This is a genomic window from Sphingomonas sp. 1185 (assembly GCF_040544655.1).
GTDB lineage: Bacteria > Pseudomonadota > Alphaproteobacteria > Sphingomonadales > Sphingomonadaceae > Sphingomonas.
Genome location: NZ_JBEPKL010000039.1, coordinates 1 through 18,018, shown reverse-complemented (window position 1 = coordinate 18,018; position 18,018 = coordinate 1). Strand labels below are relative to the sequence as shown.

Below are 18,018 nucleotides of genomic sequence, written 5' to 3'. Positions count from 1 at the left end.
CGCTTGCGCGTATATAGGGCCCATGTCCATTCGTCCCTGGCGAGACATCGTCCGCCGCCAAAGCCGTCAGATCATGGTGGGCCAAGTGCCCGTGGGCGGCGACGCCCCCGTCACCGTGCAGACCATGACCAACACGCCGACCAGCGATCCGGTCGCCACGATCAACCAGATCCGGCGCTGCGAAGAGGCGGGGGCGGACATCATCCGCGTCTCCTGCCCCGACACCGATTCGACCGCCGCGCTGGCCAAGATCACCAAGGCGGCGCGCGTGCCGATCGTCGCCGACATCCATTTCCACTATAAGCGCGCGCTGGAAGCCGCCGATGCGGGCGCGGCCTGCCTGCGCATCAATCCGGGCAATATCGGCTCGTCCGAGCGCGTGGCCGAGGTCGTCCGCGCGGCCAAGGCCAATGGCTGCGCGATCCGCATCGGCGTGAATGCCGGTAGCCTGGAGAAGGACCTGCTCGAAAAATATGGCGAGCCCTGTCCCGAGGCGCTGGTCGAATCGGCGCTCGACCATATCAAGCTGCTCCAGGACCACGATTTCCACGAATATAAGGTCGCGGTGAAGGCGTCCGACGTCTTCCTGGCGGTGGCGGCCTATCAGGGGCTGGCCGAGGCGACCGACTGCCCGCTGCATCTGGGCATCACCGAGGCGGGCGGACTGATCGGCGGGACGGTCAAGTCCTCGATCGGCATCGGTTCGCTCCTCTGGTTCGGGATTGGCGACACGATCCGCGTCTCGCTCTCGGCCGAGCCCGAGGAAGAGGTACGCGTCGGCTTCGAGATCCTGAAGGCGCTGGGCATCCGCAATCGCGGCGTGCGCGTCGTGTCCTGCCCGTCCTGCGCGCGCCAGGGCTTCGACGTGATCCGCACCGTGCAGGTGCTGGAGGAACGGCTCCAGCATATCCGCACGCCCATGTCGCTGTCGGTGCTGGGCTGCGTGGTCAACGGCCCCGGCGAAGCGCGCGAGACCGATATCGGCGTGACCGGCGGCGGCAATGGCAAGCACATGGTCTATCTGTCGGGGCTGACCGATCATACGGTCGAGGACGCCGACATGGTCGACCATATCGTCAAGCTGGTCGAGGCGAAGGCCGCCGAACTTGAAGCGGCGGACGTCGCCAAGGCGGCGATCGCGGCGGAATGATCCGGGCCCATTCCTCTCCTTGCGGGGGAGGAATGGGTCTCGTTACGATGCGGGCATGACCGTCCTCCGCATCGCCGCCGCCCTGATCGAAGACGGAAGCGGGCGCATCCTGCTGGTGCGCAAGGCGGGCACCCGCTGGTTCATGCAGGCGGGCGGTAAGATCGAACCCGGCGAGGACGCCGCCGCCGCGCTGATCCGCGAACTGGACGAGGAGATCGGGCTGACGATCGCCGAATCGGCGCTGCGCCCGATCGGGCGATTCTCGGCGGCGGCGGCCAATGAGCCGGGGCACCGCGTCGACGCCACGGTCTTTCACCTGACCATCGACCATGACCCGGTGCCCGCCGCCGAGATCGAGGAGGCGATCTGGGTCGATGGCCGCTCGGTCGAAACCCTGCCGCTGGCACCGTTGCTTCGCGACCATATCCTGCCATGGTGGCGGGGCGGCACGGGCAGGGGGTAATGACATGCGGCGGGGCGTGGCGGTGATAGCGGGTGCGTTGATCCTGTCGGGTTGCGTCACGACCACGACCGAGAAGCCGTTGCTGACCAAGCGCGCCTTTGCTCGACTGGCCGCCCGGTGCGGCGTGACCCCGACCGAGTTCAAGACGGCGCGCAGCGGGCTGCCCTATGTCCGCTTCCGCTACACCGATGCCGCGCAGGAAACCGAAATCCGGGCTGCGCCCAGCGTCGAATGTATCCGGCGCGGCCTGAAACGCTATCGATACGAATATTTCGGCCCCGACCCGGATCCGGCCAAGCACGACGCCTGACCAGGTCGGATCGCCATTCCGCGATGCCTTTCCGTCCCTCGCCCCTCGTTGAGGGGAGAGGGTTGCGCAGACTTGGTCTTTGCGAAAGCAAAGGCTTAGTCGGAGCTGGGTGAGGGGTGGATGCGCGTAGCGCGCGAGCCTTTGGGCTCGCTCAACCCCTCACCCAAGCTGCGCTAGCCAGCAGGCTGGCAAGCTCCGCTAACCCTCTCCCCTGTCCAGGGGAGAGGGGAAGAAGCAGTCCTGAAATCGATCGGGCCTATAGCCGCAGGCCCAGCCGAACCCCCGCCCCGGCATCGGGGGCACCCCGGCTGACCCCGGCGCTGCCCTGGATGCCCAGCGACAGGCGCTGCGACAGTGCGGTGTCCAGCCCCGCGCCGATCTCCTGCCGGTCGGCGCTCTGGTCGCTGGCGCGCGAGGCATAGTTGTACGAGACGCTGACCTCGCTCGCCTTGCCCATGCGGACCGCCACGCCGCCCCGCGCGCTGGTCACGTCGCGCAGGGCATAGCCGTCGGGCTGCCCGACAAAGCTGTGGCCGATCGCGGCAAAGGGCGTGACCTTGCCGGGCACCGCGGCTTCCGCCCCGATCGAATAATCGGTCTTGCCCGTCCCCAGGCCGCGCGAGGCCGAGGCGGTGGGCAGCTTGGCGCTGCCGGTCAGGGCCAGCGCCAGATGGTGCGGGCGCGGCTCGACCAGCTGGACCGACGCCCCCACCACCGCATCGCCCAGCCCGCTGCGCCGGACGCGCGTGGCCGGGCGGGTGGGGTCGACGAAGATGGGCAGGCCCAGCGGCCCGCCGGGCGCGACGACATTGCCCGGCGCGTCCACCTGCACCACCGGCAGCGCGGCGAACACCGTCACCCGCTTGCGCTTGGCCCGCAGGCCCAGCGACGTGCTGGCGGTATCCACACGCTGTCCGGTGCCATAGCGGCCCGAGGCATAGTCCGCCCCGACCGTCGCGGTGACCTGCGCCCCCGCCGGTGCCGCCAGCATCATGGCCAGACCCGTTGCCATCCATGCCGTCTTCATGCCCGTCATCCCTTTTTGCATCGGTGTTTGCGGGGGCAACGGATGCGGGGTGGGATTTCATCCGATCCTCGGCGCACCCCACCCTTGCGGCGGGAGGGGGAGGGGTGAGGGCGGCAATCGGCTCCTCTCGCCTTTCGGAGCCGTCCCCGTTATCGCCACGGGCATGAGCGCGCGCACGTCCCCCGTCATCGCCTTCGGCGCCGCGGCGCTGGGCATCGCCATCTATTCGGTGATGGACACGCTGATGAAGCGGCTGTCGATCGACAGCGGCGCCTATAGCGCGGTGCTGTGGCGGTCCTGGGTCGGGGTGGTGCTGACCGGCGCGCTGTTCCTGGCGCGGGGCGGGCGCTGGCCGGGGCGGCAGGCGCTGATCCTGCATGTCGCGCGCGGTGCGACCGGGGGCGCGTCGGTATTGCTGTTCTTCTGGGGGCTGGCGCGGGTGCCGATGGCGCAGAGCATCGCGCTGACCTTTCTCGCGCCGCTGATCGCGCTGTTCCTGGCGGCCTTCACGCTGGGCGAGCGGATCCGGCGCGCCGCGATCCTGGGCTCGCTGATCGCGGGGGTGGGGGTGCTGGTGATCGCGGCGGGCGAGGTGCAGGCGCAGGCCTCGACCGAGACGGTGCTGGGCTCGCTGGCGATCCTCGCCGCCTCGATCCTCTATGCGGTCAGCCTGGTGCTGCTGCGGCGGCAGGCGCAGGTGGCGGGGCCGGTCGAGGTCGCGCTGTTCACCATGCTGGTGATCGCGGTGCTGATGCTGCCCGCCGCACCCTTCGTCTCGGGCTGGCCCGCCACGGCGCAATGGCCCGCCATCGTCATCGCGGCGGCGCTGGGCAGCCTGTCGGCGCTGCTGCTCGCCTGGGCCTATGCGCGGGCGGAGGCGCAGATCCTCGCGCCGGTCGAATATACCGCCTTCGTCTGGGCCGCGCTGCTCGGCTATGCGGTGTTCGGCGAGCGCGTGTCGCCGTTCACGCTGGTCGGGGCGGCGGCGATCATCGGGGGCTGCGTCGTCGCGGTGCGGCGGCCCGGACCGGGGCCGCAGAGCGAGGCGGGACTATGACGACGACCATCCGGGCCGCCCGGCCCAGCGATAGCGCGACCATCCTGGGCTTCGTGCGCGAACTGGCGGCGTTCGAGCGCGAGCCCGATGCCGTCCACGCCACCGAGCCGATGCTGGCGGAGGCGCTGTTCGGCGAACACCCCGCCGCCGAGGCGGTGATCGCCGAGCGCGACGGCATGGCGATCGGCTTTGCGCTGTTCTTCGCCAATTTCTCGACCTGGACCGGACGGCGCGGCCTGTATCTGGAGGACCTCTACGTCACGCCGACCGCGCGCGGGGGCGGGGTGGGCAAGGCGCTGCTGGTCCATCTGGCGGGCATCGCGCGCGATCGGGGCTGGGCGCGGTTCGAATGGTCGGTGCTCGACTGGAACACGCCCGCGGTCGAATTCTACCGCGCGATGGGCGCGCAGCCGATGGCGGAATGGACGGTGCAGCGCGTGTCGGGCGAGGCGCTGGAGCGGCTGGCGGGGCGGTGATCGGGTTCGCGCGGAGGCGCGCCTCGCTATGTCGTCTCGGGCTCCGCGCGAACCATCTTCCTGCCCGCCGCACCCTCTCCGCTCCGTTCGGCCTGAGCGAAGTCGAAGGCCAAGGGATTGCCGTCGCCAAGCCGCGCGGATGGTGCGTGCGCTTCGACTTCGCTCAGCGTGAACGGAGGAGGGGAAGCGGAACGCCGTTCCCAAGTCCCGGCCTCACCCGCCGACGATAAAAAACGCCCCGGTGCGGGTGGCACCGGGGCGTCCTTCAAACCGAAATCCGAAAAGGGATTATTCGCGGCCGGGCACGTCGTGGTCGTGCGGCTCTTCGCCCTTGGCCTTGGCGGCCTCGTAACGCTCGATCGCTTCCAGGGTGATGCGGCGCGCTTCGTCGCGGTCGCCCCAGGTGCCGATGCGCACCCACTTCTTCTTCTCCAGATCCTTGTAATGGGTGAAGAAGTGCTCGATCTGCTGGAACACGATCTCGGGCAGGTCGTCGCGACCGCCGACATTCGAGTAATAGGGGAAGGTCGAGTCGACCGGCACGCAGACCAGCTTCTCGTCGCCGCCGGCCTCGTCTTCCAGGTTCAGCACCGCGATCGGACGCGCGCGCACGACGCAGCCCGGGATGAAGGGCGAGCGCGACACGACCAGCGCGTCGAGCGGATCGCCGTCCGGCGACAGGGTGTGCGGCACGAAGCCGTAATTGGCCGGATAGCGCATCGGCGTGTGCAGGATGCGGTCGACGAACAGGGCGCCGCTCGCCTTGTCGAACTCGTACTTCACGGGCTCGCCGCCGGTGGGCACCTCGATCACGACATTGAGGTCATCGGGCGGGCTCTTGCCGACGGGAATGAGGTCGATACGCATGGTCAGTCTTTCTCTGCCAGGGGGCCGGATACAAGTTCCGGTGCAAAAACAATGGCGGGCGCGATAGCGCAACCCGCCATGCCCTGTCGATAGATGTCCTCAGCGCGCCTTCAGAAGACGATCGAGCCCGGTTTCGCCGGTGCCGACCTTTTCCAGACGCGGATAACGCGGACCGCCGGTATAGGCGAGCGTGACGTCGCGGAAGACATCCTGGTTCTTTATCACCAACTTGACCGGCTTGGCCGGATCCTTGGCGGCCAGGATCGCGGCCTTCAGGCGATCGCCCGAATAGCTCTCGCCGTTCACCGCCTGGATTTGCGTGCCGACATCGATGCCCGCCTTGAACGCCGGACTGTCCCAAATCGAGCTGGTCACTTCGCCGCTGTTCGACACGATCATGCCCAGCGAGTAGCTGACATTGGTGCTGTTTTTCTCGCCCTGCTTGAAGGTCGCGGTGGGCTCGGGCGTATAGACCAGCTTGTAGCCGTTCATCGCAAAGCCCTGGATCGGGGCGGGCTGGCCCGTCTCGGTGATGCGGCGGCGCAGGAAATCGGCCCAGTCATAGGGGACGATCTTGTTCAGCGTGGCCGCCACATCGTCGAAGGTGTAGGTCACCTCGCCCCAATCGCCGTTGCGGATGCCGAAAAAGGCCTTGGCGAAATCGTCGATCGACTTGGTGCCGTTCGACTTCTGGCGGAGCATCGCATCGACCTCCATCCAGACCATCAGCCCTTCGTTGTAATAATCCTCCGACCGCTGCCAGCTGGTCCAGCCCTTGGGCTTGCGCGCCGAGATGATCGGGTCGTTGGTGGTGTCGACCAGATTGCGCCACTGGCGCGCGGGCGCGGTGTCGTAGATGGCGAGGATCGAGGCGTACTGGTCCAGCGTATCCTGCTTCGAGACCATGCCCGACCGGGCCTGGAGGACATAGCCCCAGAACTGGGTCTGCCCCTCATAGACCCACAGCAGCGAGTCGCGCATCGGCGCGCGATAATCGGGGGTCCACAGGTCCGCGCCGCGCCGGAACTTGCCGTCCCAGCTATGGGTGAATTCGTGCGGCAACAGGTTGCGGCGGCCCGGCCCGGCATTCCACTCGGTGAAATAGCCCGGCGTCACGCCATTTTCGGATGAGCGGTGATGCTCCAGCCCGATGCCGCCCAGCTGGTCGCTGATCGACAGCAGGAATTCATAATGGTCGTAATGCTCCGCGCCGAAGGTCTTGACCGCCTGTTCGACCAGCCGCCGGTGCGCCTCGATCTGGTCGGGCTTGGCGGCCAGTTCGGCGGCGTTGTCGGCGAAGACGTTCAGGTTGACGCGCGGGGTCAGCGGGAAGACCTTGCCATATTTGCCCGCCAGCACCGGCGAATCGACCAGGATCTCGTAATTGGTCGTGTCATAGGTGTAGGTCGAACCCGACGCCTTGGACGGCACCGCGCCCGCGGCGGTCCAGCCGGTCGGGAAGGTGGCGGTCATCTGGATCGGGATCTGGCGGGTATAATAGCCCGCCGGATAGAGGCTGACCGAATTGGGTTGCAGCGAGATCATCGTCGGGGTGACCGCGACGCGGCCCTGGTCGGGCTTGGTCGCCGACAGGAACTGGAACTCCAGGTCGAGCTGCGCCGCGCCCGCGGGCACGTCGATATGGAAGGCGAAGACGTCGACCGGGTCGCGGGTCCAGGGCAGGATCTGCCCGTTGGCGCGGATGACCAGGCCCGCCAGCTTCTCGATCTCGCCGCGCGGGGAATGCGCGCCGGGCAGCCATTTCGGGAAGAGCAGCGCCATCGGCCCCGCCTTGGCGACCGGGATCGTCTCCTTCACGCGGAAGATGCCGCGCTCGGTGTCGGTGGCGTCGACCACCAGCTTGATCGTGCCCGGATAGGGGGTGTCGACCGCGTCGGGGATGGTGTTGACGAACGGGGCCTGCGCGGCGGGCGCGGAATTGCCCGGCGGCACCTGGGCGTTCGCCACGTAGAGCGGGGCGGCAGCGGCCGAGGCGAGCAGCGAGGCGACGACAATCGAACGAAACGCGGTACGGATCATGGAGAGCCTTTTGCGGCGAAGAGAGACACCGGCAGGTTAGGCACCCGATAGGCCAGTCGTCCAGACCCTTTTGCCCGGCTCAGCTCCCGCCGCCCAGCACGTTGACCGTGAAGGCGATGACGCCGAGGTTGAAGATGAACGCCGCCAGGCACTGGCCCGTCACCACGCGGCGCATCCGGCGCGAGGCGATCGACACGTCGCTGGTCTGGAAGGTCATGCCCAGCGTCACCGAAAAATACAGGAAATCCCAGTAATCCGGCTCGGCGGTGTCGGGGAATTGCAGGCCGCCCGCATCGCCCTTGTCGCCCGCGCTGTAGAAGAGATGCGCATAATGCAGCGCATAGACGATGTTCGAGAACAGCCAGGCCAGGATCAGCGTGGCCACGACCAGCGCGATGGTGACGAGGCTGCTCCGCCCGCGCAACTCGCCGCCGACCGCGACCAGGACGACGAACAGCACGATCCCGCAAAACACCAGCAGCACCGCGCGATTGGCGTCGTTGCGTGCGGCGCGGCGGCGCATCGTGGCCGCCTGTCCCTGTTTCAGCAGCGCGACCAGCGACCCGATGAACAGGATCGCGGCGGCATCGAACCCGGCCAGCACGCCCCGCGTCAGACCCAGCGGCGGAATCAGCAGCGCCGCCGCCACGATCAGGACGAACCCGAACAGCACGAATCGCGGCGGTGCGATCCGGTCCCCGATACGACGTTGCAGCCTTTGCCAGCGTGTGATGGTCATGGATCACGATGTACGCCCGTCCGAGCGGACTTGGCTATGGCGCGCGATCAACAGAAACGGGCCTTTCGACGCCCCGGCTTAGGCTGGCGCTTCAAAAGCCGCCTTAATGCCGCACAGAATGGAATCCTCGCCATCCGGTCCCGAGCCAAGCCTGGTCGGTGGGGCGCTGGATCAGGGGCGGTCCAGCAGCCACGGCGCGCCGCGTGCGAACGCCACGTCCCAGGCCAGTTGGTCATGCCCCGCGACCAGCGTGTCGAATCGCGTGGTCGCCCCGGCGGATCGAGCGGCCTCCACCGCGTCATGCGTGTTGAGAAGATAGTCCGGCTCGAACAGGCCGGCTGCTCCAAACAACCGCGTCCGGCCCAGCTTCGCGCCCAGCGCCTTGGCCGCCTGTCCGCTGGATGACAGCGCCAGGACCTTGCCGAACAATTCCGGATGCAGCCCGGCTGCCGCCAGTGCCCAATGCGCGCCGTTAGACGATCCCCCGATGATCCTGTCGCTGGCCCGACGAGAGGCGGGGTAATCCTTCTCGATGAGCGGAATGACTTCCTGGGTCACGAAGCGCAGATGCCTGCCAAAGGCCGAGGTCGGCGTATCGCCGTCTGAATTGAAGTCTATCTTATATTCCGGCCCACGCCGGTCGCATGCCATACCGGTGCAACCGGCCTGGCGGGGCGTAGCCGCGTCGATGCCGACCAGAATGGCGGGTGGGCTGCGATGGGCGCGCACATCCGCTTCAAACTGGGCTGCGAATTTCTCGGCCAGATTGTCGGCCAGATAAAAGACCGGCAGTCGGCGGGCTTGGCCGCTGACGGGTGGGAGATAGATGGTCAGCCTGCGCATTTCGCCCAGCCAGCGCGAGGCTACCATATGGTGGATCAAGCGTTCGGCTGGCGGGGCAGTCCGTTCCGGAGCGGGCGGAGCAAGCGGCCCGCGTCGCACCTCGCGATGCTCGTCCTTGGCGGGAAAGGTCGCGACACTCAAGATCGCCTCGTCCATCCGGGGCACCCGCACCGTGACGCCAGCCAGCGCAGTGCCGGGGATCGGCACGAGTGGGGCCTGAACCGAGCAGCACAGCATCGCCCAGCGCTCGACATCGGGGCGTGCGATCATGGTCAGGCGGTCGCCCTGGACCCACCAGCGCCGCGACTCCGTGCCCAGCCGGGTCACCGCTTCCGCCGGGGACACGGACAGGAGAAGCGCGCAGGGTTCGGTGATAGGAGAACCGGCATCGCGGCAGGCCGGGACACGGCTGAACATCTCCGGTGGGGACTGAACCGAGCCGAGCGGCGCTTGAACGGCGGCGGCAAGCCCCAGCGACAGGGCGAGCATGGCCGATGCTAGGCGGACGCCGGATCCGGCGTCAAATGCCGTTTCACCCTGCCTGAGGGATGCTCTGGCGCGGGAAATGCAAAAGTTTAGCTGTATCAACGATATACCTGGCCGGGAATGACATGATGCGCCATGCTCGACTCCGCCCCCCATGCCGCCGCGCTGATCGTCATCGACATGATCAACGATCTCGATTTCGAGGGCGGCGAGGATTTGCGCGAACCGGCCGAGGCGGCGGCGCAGCGGATCGTGGCGCTGCGCGATGCGGCGGACGAGGCCGGGGTGCCGGTGATCTACGTCAACGACAATTTCGGCCATTGGCATTCCGAACGCTCCTCGATCATCGCGCATTGCGACCGGGAGGACAGTCCGGGCCGCGCGCTGATCGCCGCGCTCCGGCCGCGCGACCGCGACTATTTCGTGGTGAAGCCGCAATTTTCGGGTTTCTACGCGACCAATCTGCCCGTCCTGCTGCCGCAACTGGGGGGCACGCGCGTCATCCTGACCGGGGTGGCCGCCGACATCTGCGTGCTGTTCACCGCCGCCGACGCGCATATGCGCGAGTACGACCTGTGGGTGCCGGGCGACGCGGTGGCGAGCGAGAGCGACGCGCATCGCCGCTGGGCGCTGGAGATCATGCGGCACAGCATGTGCGCCGAGACCCGGCCGACCGACGAACTGGCGCTGGCCGACTGGCTATCCCCGGGGGCGTGATCGCACTCTAGCGCGCGGGGCTTCGCTACCTTAGATAGCGCCACCTCTATGGCACGGATCGAAACCCCCAAGCGCGTGCGCGGCACGCAGGACATCTTCGGCGACGAGCAGCGCCGCTTCGCGGAGGTGCTGGCCACCTTCGAGCATGTCCATGGCCTCTACGCCTTCCAGCGGCTCGACCTGCCGGTGTTCGAGGATACGCAGGTCTTCGCCCGTTCGATCGGCGAGACGACCGATGTCGTGTCGAAGGAGATGTACACCTTCCCCGATCGCGGCGGCGACCTGCTGACGCTGCGCCCCGAATTCACCGCGGGGATCGCGCGCGCCTATCTGACCGAGGGGTGGCAGCAATATGCGCCGCTCAAGCTCGTCACTTCGGGCCCGGTGTTCCGCTATGAGCGCCCGCAAAAGGGGCGGTATCGCCAGTTCCACCAGATCGACGCCGAAATCCTCGGCGCGGCCGAACCGGCGGCGGATGTCGAGTTGCTGGTGATGGCCGACCAGCTGCTGCGCGACTTGGGCATCGCCGAGGGCGTGACGCTTCAGCTCAACACGCTGGGCGATGCCGCGACGCGCGATGCCTGGCGCGACGCGCTGGTCGCGCATTTCGAGGCGCACCGCGACCAGCTGTCCGAGGACAGCCTGGTTCGGCTGGAAAAGAATCCGCTGCGCATCCTCGATTCGAAGGACCCGCGCGACCGGCCGATCGCCGATGCCGCGCCCGATATCGACGCCTATCTGACGCCCGAGGCGCGCGCCTTCTTCGAGGCGGTGACGGCGGGGCTGGACGCGGCGGGCGTGGCCTGGACGCGCAACGCGCGGCTGGTGCGCGGGCTCGATTATTACCGCCACACCGCCTTCGAGTTCGTGACCGACCGGCTGGGCTCGCAGGGCACCGTGCTGGCGGGTGGCCGTTATGACGGGCTGATCGAGTCGCTGGGCGGTCCCGCCACGGCTGGTGTGGGCTGGGCGGCGGGGGTCGAGCGGCTGGCGATGCTGCTCGACGAGCCCGCCAAGCCCGTCATCGACGCGGTCGTCGTGCCGATGGGCGCGGCGGCGGAGCTGCGCGCGACCGGCCTGGTCGCCGAGCTGCGCCGCGCGGGCGTCGCCACCGACATGGCGTTTCGCGGCAATATGAAGCGCCGCATGGCCAAGGCGAACGACCAGGGCGCGCGCTATGCGCTGATCCTGGGCGATGACGAGCTGGCGAACGGCCAGGTGCAGGTGAAGGCGCTGAAGACCGGCGAGCAGGCGACCGTCTCGCTCGACGGGGCGGCGCAGGGCCTGTCCGACCTGTTGTTCGAGGACGAGATCGCCGAGGCTCATGGCGAGACGCTCCCTCCATTGGCGCAGCGTCTGACCATCGCATGAAGACCATCTCCGCCGAACGCATCGCGCAGATCGAGGCGCGGCGCGACGAATTGCAGGCGATGATGGCGACCGGCGACCTGCCCTCGGACCGTTTCGTCGCGGTGTCGAAGGAATATGCCGAGCTGGAGCCGGTCGCCAACGCCGCCGCCGAAGTGCGGCGGTTGCGGCAGGAGGCCGACAGCCTGACCTTCATGACGCAGGACGGCGACGACGAATTGCGCGAGCTGGCGGCGGACGAACTCCACGCCAACCGCACCGCGCTGGCCGAGGCGGATCGCCATCTGGCGCTGGCGCTGCTGCCCCGCGACGCCGCCGACGAGCGCGCGGCGATGCTGGAAATCCGCGCCGGGACCGGCGGCGACGAGGCGGCGCTGTTCGCGGGCGACCTGTTCCGCATGTACCAGCGCTATGCCGAGCGGCAGGGCTGGCGGGTCGAGGTCATCTCCGCCTCGGTCCCCGATACGGGTGGGTACAAGGAAGTCGTCGCCTCGGTCGCGGGCGCGGGCGTCTTCGCCAAGCTGAAGTTCGAATCGGGCGTCCACCGGGTCCAGCGCGTGCCGGTCACCGAATCGGGCGGGCGCATCCACACCTCGGCGGCGACCGTCGCGGTGCTGCCCGAGGCGGAGGAGGTCGACCTCCAGATCGACGACAAGGATCTGCGCATCGACATCTATCGCTCGTCGGGCGCGGGTGGCCAGCATGTCAACACGACCGATTCGGCGATCCGCATCACCCATATCCCGAGCGGGCTGGTGGTGATCCAGCAGGACGAACGCTCGCAGCACAAGAACCGCGCCAAGGCGATGAAAGTGCTGCGGACCCGACTCTACGAGGCGGAGCGCGAGCGGCTGGCGGCGGAGCGGGCGGGCACGCGGCGCTCGATGGTCGGATCGGGCGACCGGTCGGAGCGGATCCGCACCTATAATTTCCCGCAAGGGCGCGTGACCGATCACCGGATCAACCTGACGCTCCACCGCCTGCCCGAAATCCTGGAAGGCGAGCTGGACGAACTGGTCGGCGCGCTGCTGGCGGAGGATGAGGCCGAACGGCTCGCCGCGCTCGATGGGTGAGGGGGCAAGCGCGGCCACAGACGATGTTCGCGCGGAGACGCGGAGACGCGGAGCGGTCCAGCCTGCCGCGCCGCAGGCCTTCCACCTTCGCCGGTGGATAGCGCCGTACCTTTGCCCCGTACCTGACATCTCCGCGCCTCCGCGCCTCCGCGCGAACCCATTTCTTCAGGGGCCCGGCATTCGCCGGGGCGAGGCGGCGGCGTGACGGACGCCCGCACCGCGCTCGCACAGGCTGCCGAGCGTTTCGCCTTTTCCCCCACCGCGCGGCTCGATGCGGAACTGCTGCTCGCCCATGCCCTGGGGATCGAGCGCAACGCGCTGCTGCTCGATCTGAGCCGTGCCGTCCCCGACAGCTTCTGGCCGCTGGTCGAGCGTCGCGCCGCGCAGGAGCCCATCGCCTATATCACCGGCACGCGCGGCTTTTGGACGCTGGACCTGGCGGTCGGCCCCGGCGCGCTGGTGCCGCGTGTGGACAGCGAAACGCTGATCGACGCGGCGCTGGCCCATTTCAAGGGGCGCCCGCCCGCCACGGTGCTGGACCTGGGCACCGGGCCGGGGACTCTGCTGCTGGCGCTACTCGACGAGTGGCGGGGCGCGGTCGGGCTGGGCGTGGATCGCTCCGCGCAGGCGCTGGACTATGCGCTCGCCAATGCCGCCGCCTGCGGGCTGGCCGATCGCGCGCGGTTCGTGCGGGGCGACTGGGCGGCGGCGCTGACCGGCGCGTTCGACTGCATCGTCACCAATCCGCCCTATATCGGCACCGACGAGATCCTCTCGCCCGAGGTGCGCGATTACGAGCCCGGCTCGGCGCTGTTCGCGGGGCCCGAGGGGCTGGACGACTATCGCCTGCTCGCGCCCGAACTGCGCCGCCTGCTCGCCCCCGGCGGGGCGGCGGTGGTCGAGATCGGGCACGAACAGGGGCCCGCCGTGACCATGCTTCTGGAAGCGCAGGGATTCCGGGTGGCGCTGCACCGCGATCTGGGCGGCCGCCCGCGCGCGCTGCTGGCGCATTGAACATTCCCGACAATGCCCCATATTTCACTTGTAGGACCGGCCCCCGACCCGCTACAGCGCGCACAGGGGCACGCGAACATCGACGGCTTGCACCGTGTTTTCGGGACACGACGTGGTTGGGCATCGTCGATGTCGGGCCGATGCCCGTACCCTTCGTCATGCAGTCGCTGCTGTCCGGCGGCCGTGGCAAGCGCCCGTTGGGCGCCAGAGCTTCGCATCGTGCGGGACGCGCGCGGTGCCGGGAAAAGTGGACCTTGTTGGTTTGACGACTAAGGACGAACAGCTTGATCAATAATCGGCAGGCCGGCCGCCGTCGCGGTCGTGGTGGCGGCAATAATGGTGGGCAGCGCCCGGGTGGCAATCCCGGTCGTCCCGACAATGGCAATCGCATCGACAACCGCGCGCGCGGCAACGCCAACCAGCTGTACGAAAAGTACAAGAATCTGGCGGCCGAGGCGCAGCGTCAGGGTGACCGGGTCAACACCGAATATTATTGGCAGTTCGCCGATCACTATTTCCGGGTGTTGAGCGAAAGCCGCTCGCGCTTCGAGGAGCAGAATCAGCGTCGCCAGCGCGAGGAATCGCGCGATGACGGCTTTGACGACGGCTTCGACGGCGGCGACGAGGATTATGGCGACGAGGGCGATCCCATCCGTCCCGGCGAGATGCAGGGTGAGGCGGAGCCGCGTCGCGAACGCCAGCCGCGCGAGGAGCGCAGCCGCGACGATCGCCCCCGCCGTGACCGTGAGAGCCGCGATCGTGAGGGGCGCGACCGTGAGGATCGCCCGCGCCGGGACGACCGCCGCCCGGCCCGCACCGAACAGCCGGTGATGGCCGAAGAGGCACAGCCCGCCGTGGCCGCAAGCGTCGAGGTTGCCGAACCGACCGCCGAGGCCGAAGCGCCCCGCCGTCGCGGTCGCCCGCGTCGCGAACGCCCGGTCGAGGCGCAGGCCCAGGACGGCGCGGAAGCGACCGGCTTCGACGCCGATCGCCTGCCGCCCGCGCTGAGCCCGGTGGCTGACAGCGAGGCTCCCGTCGAGGAAAAGCCCCGCCGTCGCCGCGTCCGCGCCGCCGCTCCGGTCGAGCCGGAAGCCGCGGCGGGCTGATACCGCCCGGACGGAACGAAAAGGCCGGTCGTCGCACCCCGCGACGGCCGGCCTTTTTCATGGAATGGCGGGCGCGGGTCGCTCAATCGCGCCGGTCGACCTCCTCGTCATGCCCGGTGCCCGAGCTGAGGAAGACCAGTCCCATCAACGCGCCGGTCAGCATCACCATGCCGCCGATCCCACCGACCACCCCCAGCATGGTGACGGGGTTGAGCGGACCATAGACCTCCGCCAGCACGACCAGCGCGAAGCAGACCGCCACGGCGGCGGCCAGCGTCATCCATGCCATGATCGCGCGGAACCGCGCCCAGGCGAAGGCCGCCTGTTCGGGATCGTCCAGACCGGATGGGGGAGGGGCCATGGCCCGACTATGGGTGCAGCGCCGCGTCCGGACAAGCCGCGTCCGGCGCGTCGGTCAGACGCCCAGCCCGGACCGCCGCACCGGCAACCGTGCCAGGACGCCGCCGGCAATGGCGTTGATCTCCAGCCGAATCGGATGCCGCAGCGCATAGACCACCGCCAGCCACGCCAGCACCCCCGCCACCGCCGCCAGCCCCAGCAGGCCCAGCCCCATCGCCTCGGGCGCCGCAACCCAATGGTACAGCGCCAGCAGCGGGACGATGGTGGCCAGCGCGCCGACCAGGCTCTGCGCATAGATGACCAGCATCGCGCGCCAGGCAAAGCCGGTCAGCCGCCGCATCAGCCCGACATAGATCAGGAACCAGGCGATGCCATAGCCGACGCGCGAGGCCGCCGCCGCCTCCAGCCCCGCCATCGCGCCCAGGAGCAGCAGCCCGATCGACGCGGCGGTATCGAGCATGTTGAACACCACCAGCTTGCGAATCCGTCCGAGCACGATGGGCAGCTCGATATGCAACGGCAGCGCCGCCATGAAGATTTGCCCGATCGCGATCCACACCAGGAGCGGCGCCACCCCCGCCCAGCGCGGGCCATAGAGCATCAGCACGATCGGCGTCGCGGCGGCGGCCAGGAACGCCATGGCGGGCCAGGTTACCGCGCTATAGGCGGCGACCACCCGCTGATAGGGCGCGGCCAGATCGGCGCCCGAATCGCGCAGGCGGGCAAAGGCGGGATAGAAGACGCCGTCGACCGCGCCGCTGACCAGCATCTGCAACTGTGCGGCCAGGCTGGAGGCGCGACCGAACAGGCCGACCGCGGTCAGGGTCAGGACACGGCCGATCACCAGATCGGGGCTGCGCATCCCGATCCCCCCGCTGATATGCAGCAGCGAGCTGTTCGACCCGAAGCGCAGGATCGGCCCGACGCCCTTCAGCCGGGGCGGAAAGGGCGGACGAAGGCCCGAGCGCCACTGGCCGATCAGCGCGCGCGTGGCTTGCTGCGCGACGGCGGCCCAGGCGAGCGAAAAGGCCGAATAGCCCGCCCAGGCCAGCCCCAGCGAAAAGCCCGCATTGACGATCGCCGCGCCGACATTGACCAGGAACAGCGAGTGATAGTCCATGCGCCGCTGCAACATGGCGCTGGGCACGATGCCGAAGGGGACGACCAGATAGGAACCGGCGATGATCGCCAGCAACGGGGTCAGCCGCGCATTGTCGTAGAATTGCGCAAGCGGCCAGGCGAGCACCAGGATCAGCAGCCCGATCCCCAGTGCGAAGATCAGCGAGACCGAAAAGCACGTCTCCACCTGGGCATCGGTCAGGTTGCGTTCGCCTGCGACGAACCGGCTGATGCCGAAATCCTGCACCACCGACACCATCATCGCGGCCGACAGCGCGATTGAATAAAGCCCCATTTCGGGCGGCGACAGGAAGAAGCGCGAGATCAGGACGCTGACGACGAACTGAATCGCAAAGGCGATATATTGCGCCCCGATCGACCAGAGCGCGGCGCCCCGGATCGACGACCCGCTCATCGGCGGATCCTGTCGCGGGCCAGCGCGCGGGCCAGCCGCACCGCCGCCAGCGGCCGCCCGGTCCGCGCCAGCCGCGCCACCGCGCGCCACAGGCCCGGCACCCGTTCGGTCGGATGCCCGTGCGTATCCGCCAGATGCGCGACGATCACCGGCAGCCCGGCGCCCGCCAGCGAAGGGGGATCGAACAGGATGCCGGTAACCACCTCGCTGCGCACCGCCCGCGCCACGCCGTCTCGACCAAAGGCGGCGTCCAGCGCCTCGATCGGCGGCAATTCCTGCCAGCCGTCGGAGGGATCGGGCCGCCCGGCCAGCCGCTCGATCCGCACCTGCCGCGCGACGGCGGCGCCATAATGCTGCACCAGGACATGGCGATTGGACACCTGGGTCCCCGAATAGCGATAGAGGAGCAGGCGATCGGGCAGATTGGCCATGCGCGTCCGCTCGGCCAGCCGCAGCCAGAGGTCGTAATCCTCGCAATGGCGATAGGCCGGGCGATAGCCACCCACGGCCCGCAACAGGTCGCGACGCATCATGACCGAGGGGTGGCAAAGAAGCGGCCCCGATTCCAGGGCCGCCGTCACCGATTCGGCGGAAAGGGGATGATCGATCGCCGCGCCGCGCTTGGGCTCGCCGGTCTCGGTGATCCGCAGGACGCGGGTGCCGACGACGCCATGATCGGGATGCGCATCGAGAAAGGCGACCTGCCGGGCAAAACGCTCGGGCAGCGCGACGTCGTCGCCGTCCATGCGCGCGACATATTCGCCCCGCGCCAATTCCAGAATGTGATTGAGGCTGGCGATCAGCCCGGAATTGGGCCGGTGCACCGCCCGGATCCGCGCATCCCGTGCGGCATAGGCGTCGATGATCGCCGGGGAGGCGTCGCTCGACCCGTCATTCACGATCACCAGCTCGAAATCGCCGAAACTCTGCGCGAGGATGCTGTCCAGCGCCTCGGCCAGATAGGCGGCGTTGTTATGTACGCTGAGAGCGACGGTGATACGGGGCGGCGTCATGATCGTTGACTCGGTCTGTAGGGACACGATGGCTAAAGAATGGCTTCAGAGCCTCGTGAAATCGGGCCACGACCGGGGGTTCCGCCGCGTGACGCTGTTTTAGCGGCGTTAACGGACTGGAAAAGCGGCCTTTCGGCAAATTTTGCAGAAAAGTGTCACTTTTTGTGTTGACCGAATCCCGGCCTCCGCCTAGAGGGGTTTCACCGCAGCGGTGGCCCACGGGGTTGACCGATGCAGTCACGACAGATCGGCGCACTTGAGGCCCTGGGAACGGGGTTGATGGAGTGTTGCCGGTATTTGTTGTCGGCTCTTTGACATTGTAGGTTAGATGAAGGGACATGCGGGCGGCGGCTTGGCGGTTGTCCTGGGCATTCA

Annotated in this window: 18 protein-coding genes; 10 read left to right on the top strand and 8 right to left on the bottom strand. The window is 68.4% G+C overall.

Translation table 11 applies throughout. The features are described from left to right. Positions 1–22 precede the first annotated feature (22 nt). The 3 genes from ispG to ABIC44_RS18170 are packed head-to-tail and all read left to right on the top strand — an operon-like array spanning position 23 to position 1,923. A complete protein-coding gene (gene ispG, locus ABIC44_RS18180) occupies positions 23–1,150 on the top strand; it encodes a flavodoxin-dependent (E)-4-hydroxy-3-methylbut-2-enyl-diphosphate synthase (protein ID WP_307101448.1) in 1,128 nt (375 codons plus the stop codon). Between the two features lie 55 nt (positions 1,151–1,205). Beyond that, entirely contained in the window at positions 1,206–1,613 is a 408-nt protein-coding gene (locus ABIC44_RS18175) for an NUDIX hydrolase (RefSeq protein ID WP_354296833.1), read from the top strand. 4 nt (positions 1,614–1,617) lie between these two features. Continuing rightward, complete coding sequence (locus ABIC44_RS18170) at positions 1,618–1,923, top strand: hypothetical protein (RefSeq protein ID WP_354296832.1); 306 nt, start codon at positions 1,618–1,620, stop codon at positions 1,921–1,923. Positions 1,924–2,179: 256 nt separating this feature from the next. Here the strand turns inward: ABIC44_RS18170 and ABIC44_RS18165 are convergent, their stop codons facing one another. Beyond that, positions 2,180–2,950, bottom strand: coding sequence for a transporter (locus ABIC44_RS18165; RefSeq protein ID WP_354296831.1), 771 nt, complete (start codon positions 2,948–2,950; stop codon positions 2,180–2,182). 163 nt (positions 2,951–3,113) lie between these two features. Here ABIC44_RS18165 and ABIC44_RS18160 point away from each other — a divergent pair, with 163 nt between their 5' ends. Beyond that, positions 3,114–4,007 carry a DMT family transporter gene (locus ABIC44_RS18160; RefSeq protein WP_354296830.1) on the top strand — a complete coding sequence of 298 codons (894 nt, stop codon included), beginning with the start codon at positions 3,114–3,116 and terminating at the stop codon, positions 4,005–4,007. Beyond that, the gene (locus ABIC44_RS18155) at positions 4,004–4,483 is read left to right on the top strand and encodes a GNAT family N-acetyltransferase (RefSeq protein WP_354296829.1); all 480 of its coding nucleotides are present in this window, start codon (positions 4,004–4,006) and stop codon (positions 4,481–4,483) included. Before ABIC44_RS18160 ends, ABIC44_RS18155 begins: the two co-directional genes overlap by 4 nt. 288 nt (positions 4,484–4,771) lie before the next feature. On the opposite strand, the gene ppa is transcribed toward ABIC44_RS18155, so the two are convergent. The 4 genes from ppa to ABIC44_RS18135 form a co-directional block, all read right to left on the bottom strand. Further along, positions 4,772–5,350 (bottom strand): inorganic diphosphatase, encoded by a 579-nt coding sequence (gene ppa / locus ABIC44_RS18150; protein WP_307101436.1) that lies wholly within the window; start codon positions 5,348–5,350, stop codon positions 4,772–4,774. 99 nt (positions 5,351–5,449) lie between these two features. Next, entirely contained in the window at positions 5,450–7,390 is a 1,941-nt protein-coding gene (locus ABIC44_RS18145) for a M61 family metallopeptidase (protein ID WP_354296828.1), read from the bottom strand. A 79-nt stretch (positions 7,391–7,469) separates the two neighbouring features. Beyond that, complete coding sequence (locus ABIC44_RS18140; protein WP_354296827.1) at positions 7,470–8,129, bottom strand: DUF1345 domain-containing protein; 660 nt, start codon at positions 8,127–8,129, stop codon at positions 7,470–7,472. 171 nt (positions 8,130–8,300) lie between these two features. Continuing rightward, on the bottom strand, positions 8,301–9,461 hold the full coding sequence (locus ABIC44_RS18135; RefSeq protein ID WP_354296826.1) for an alpha/beta hydrolase: 1,161 nt from the start codon (positions 9,459–9,461) through the stop codon (positions 8,301–8,303). Between the two features lie 132 nt (positions 9,462–9,593). Between ABIC44_RS18135 and ABIC44_RS18130 the strand changes: the two genes are divergently transcribed. From ABIC44_RS18130 to ABIC44_RS18110, 5 genes are all read left to right on the top strand, one after another. After that, positions 9,594–10,175: a cysteine hydrolase family protein gene (locus ABIC44_RS18130; RefSeq protein ID WP_354296825.1), complete on the top strand. Its 582-nt coding sequence runs from the start codon at positions 9,594–9,596 to the stop codon at positions 10,173–10,175. 48 nt (positions 10,176–10,223) lie between these two features. Then, positions 10,224–11,546, top strand: a complete 1,323-nt coding sequence (gene hisS, locus ABIC44_RS18125; protein ID WP_354296824.1) for a histidine--tRNA ligase — start codon at positions 10,224–10,226, stop codon at positions 11,544–11,546. Continuing rightward, entirely contained in the window at positions 11,543–12,616 is a 1,074-nt protein-coding gene (gene prfA, locus ABIC44_RS18120) for a peptide chain release factor 1 (protein ID WP_354296823.1), read from the top strand. Before hisS ends, prfA begins: the two co-directional genes overlap by 4 nt. A gap of 201 nt (positions 12,617–12,817) precedes the next feature. Beyond that, on the top strand, positions 12,818–13,630 hold the full coding sequence (gene prmC, locus ABIC44_RS18115) for a peptide chain release factor N(5)-glutamine methyltransferase (protein ID WP_354296822.1): 813 nt from the start codon (positions 12,818–12,820) through the stop codon (positions 13,628–13,630). Between the two features lie 284 nt (positions 13,631–13,914). Next, a complete protein-coding gene (locus ABIC44_RS18110) occupies positions 13,915–14,736 on the top strand; it encodes a DUF4167 domain-containing protein (protein WP_354296821.1) in 822 nt (273 codons plus the stop codon). Between the two features lie 82 nt (positions 14,737–14,818). On the opposite strand, the gene ABIC44_RS18105 is transcribed toward ABIC44_RS18110, so the two are convergent. From ABIC44_RS18105 to ABIC44_RS18095, 3 genes are read right to left on the bottom strand one after another with little or no spacing between them, the layout of a single operon-like run. After that, on the bottom strand, positions 14,819–15,097 hold the full coding sequence (locus ABIC44_RS18105) for a hypothetical protein (RefSeq protein ID WP_354296820.1): 279 nt from the start codon (positions 15,095–15,097) through the stop codon (positions 14,819–14,821). A gap of 54 nt (positions 15,098–15,151) precedes the next feature. Beyond that, positions 15,152–16,630 (bottom strand): oligosaccharide flippase family protein, encoded by a 1,479-nt coding sequence (locus tag ABIC44_RS18100; protein ID WP_354296819.1) that lies wholly within the window; start codon positions 16,628–16,630, stop codon positions 15,152–15,154. Further along, entirely contained in the window at positions 16,627–17,643 is a 1,017-nt protein-coding gene (locus ABIC44_RS18095; protein WP_354296818.1) for a glycosyltransferase family 2 protein, read from the bottom strand. The genes ABIC44_RS18100 and ABIC44_RS18095 overlap by 4 nt, the downstream gene beginning before the upstream one ends. Between the last annotated feature and the right edge of the window lie 375 nt (positions 17,644–18,018).

Coding starts and splice junctions, on each gene's coding strand:
- ABIC44_RS18145 (WP_354296828.1), bottom strand. CDS start 7,390: ATGATCCGTACCGCGTTTCGTTCGATTGTCGTCGCCTCGCTGCTCGCC.
- ABIC44_RS18175 (WP_354296833.1), top strand. CDS start 1,206: ATGACCGTCCTCCGCATCGCCGCCGCCCTGATCGAAGACGGAAGCGGG.
- ABIC44_RS18135 (WP_354296826.1), bottom strand. CDS start 9,461: ATGCTCGCCCTGTCGCTGGGGCTTGCCGCCGCCGTTCAAGCGCCGCTC.
- ABIC44_RS18100 (WP_354296819.1), bottom strand. CDS start 16,630: ATGAGCGGGTCGTCGATCCGGGGCGCCGCGCTCTGGTCGATCGGGGCG.
- ABIC44_RS18140 (WP_354296827.1), bottom strand. CDS start 8,129: ATGACCATCACACGCTGGCAAAGGCTGCAACGTCGTATCGGGGACCGG.
- ABIC44_RS18170 (WP_354296832.1), top strand. CDS start 1,618: ATGCGGCGGGGCGTGGCGGTGATAGCGGGTGCGTTGATCCTGTCGGGT.
- ABIC44_RS18130 (WP_354296825.1), top strand. CDS start 9,594: ATGCTCGACTCCGCCCCCCATGCCGCCGCGCTGATCGTCATCGACATG.
- ppa (WP_307101436.1), bottom strand. CDS start 5,350: ATGCGTATCGACCTCATTCCCGTCGGCAAGAGCCCGCCCGATGACCTC.
- ABIC44_RS18165 (WP_354296831.1), bottom strand. CDS start 2,950: ATGAAGACGGCATGGATGGCAACGGGTCTGGCCATGATGCTGGCGGCA.
- ABIC44_RS18160 (WP_354296830.1), top strand. CDS start 3,114: ATGAGCGCGCGCACGTCCCCCGTCATCGCCTTCGGCGCCGCGGCGCTG.
- ABIC44_RS18095 (WP_354296818.1), bottom strand. CDS start 17,643: ATGACGCCGCCCCGTATCACCGTCGCTCTCAGCGTACATAACAACGCC.
- prfA (WP_354296823.1), top strand. CDS start 11,543: ATGAAGACCATCTCCGCCGAACGCATCGCGCAGATCGAGGCGCGGCGC.
- ABIC44_RS18105 (WP_354296820.1), bottom strand. CDS start 15,097: ATGGCCCCTCCCCCATCCGGTCTGGACGATCCCGAACAGGCGGCCTTC.
- ispG (WP_307101448.1), top strand. CDS start 23: ATGTCCATTCGTCCCTGGCGAGACATCGTCCGCCGCCAAAGCCGTCAG.
- ABIC44_RS18155 (WP_354296829.1), top strand. CDS start 4,004: ATGACGACGACCATCCGGGCCGCCCGGCCCAGCGATAGCGCGACCATC.
- hisS (WP_354296824.1), top strand. CDS start 10,224: ATGGCACGGATCGAAACCCCCAAGCGCGTGCGCGGCACGCAGGACATC.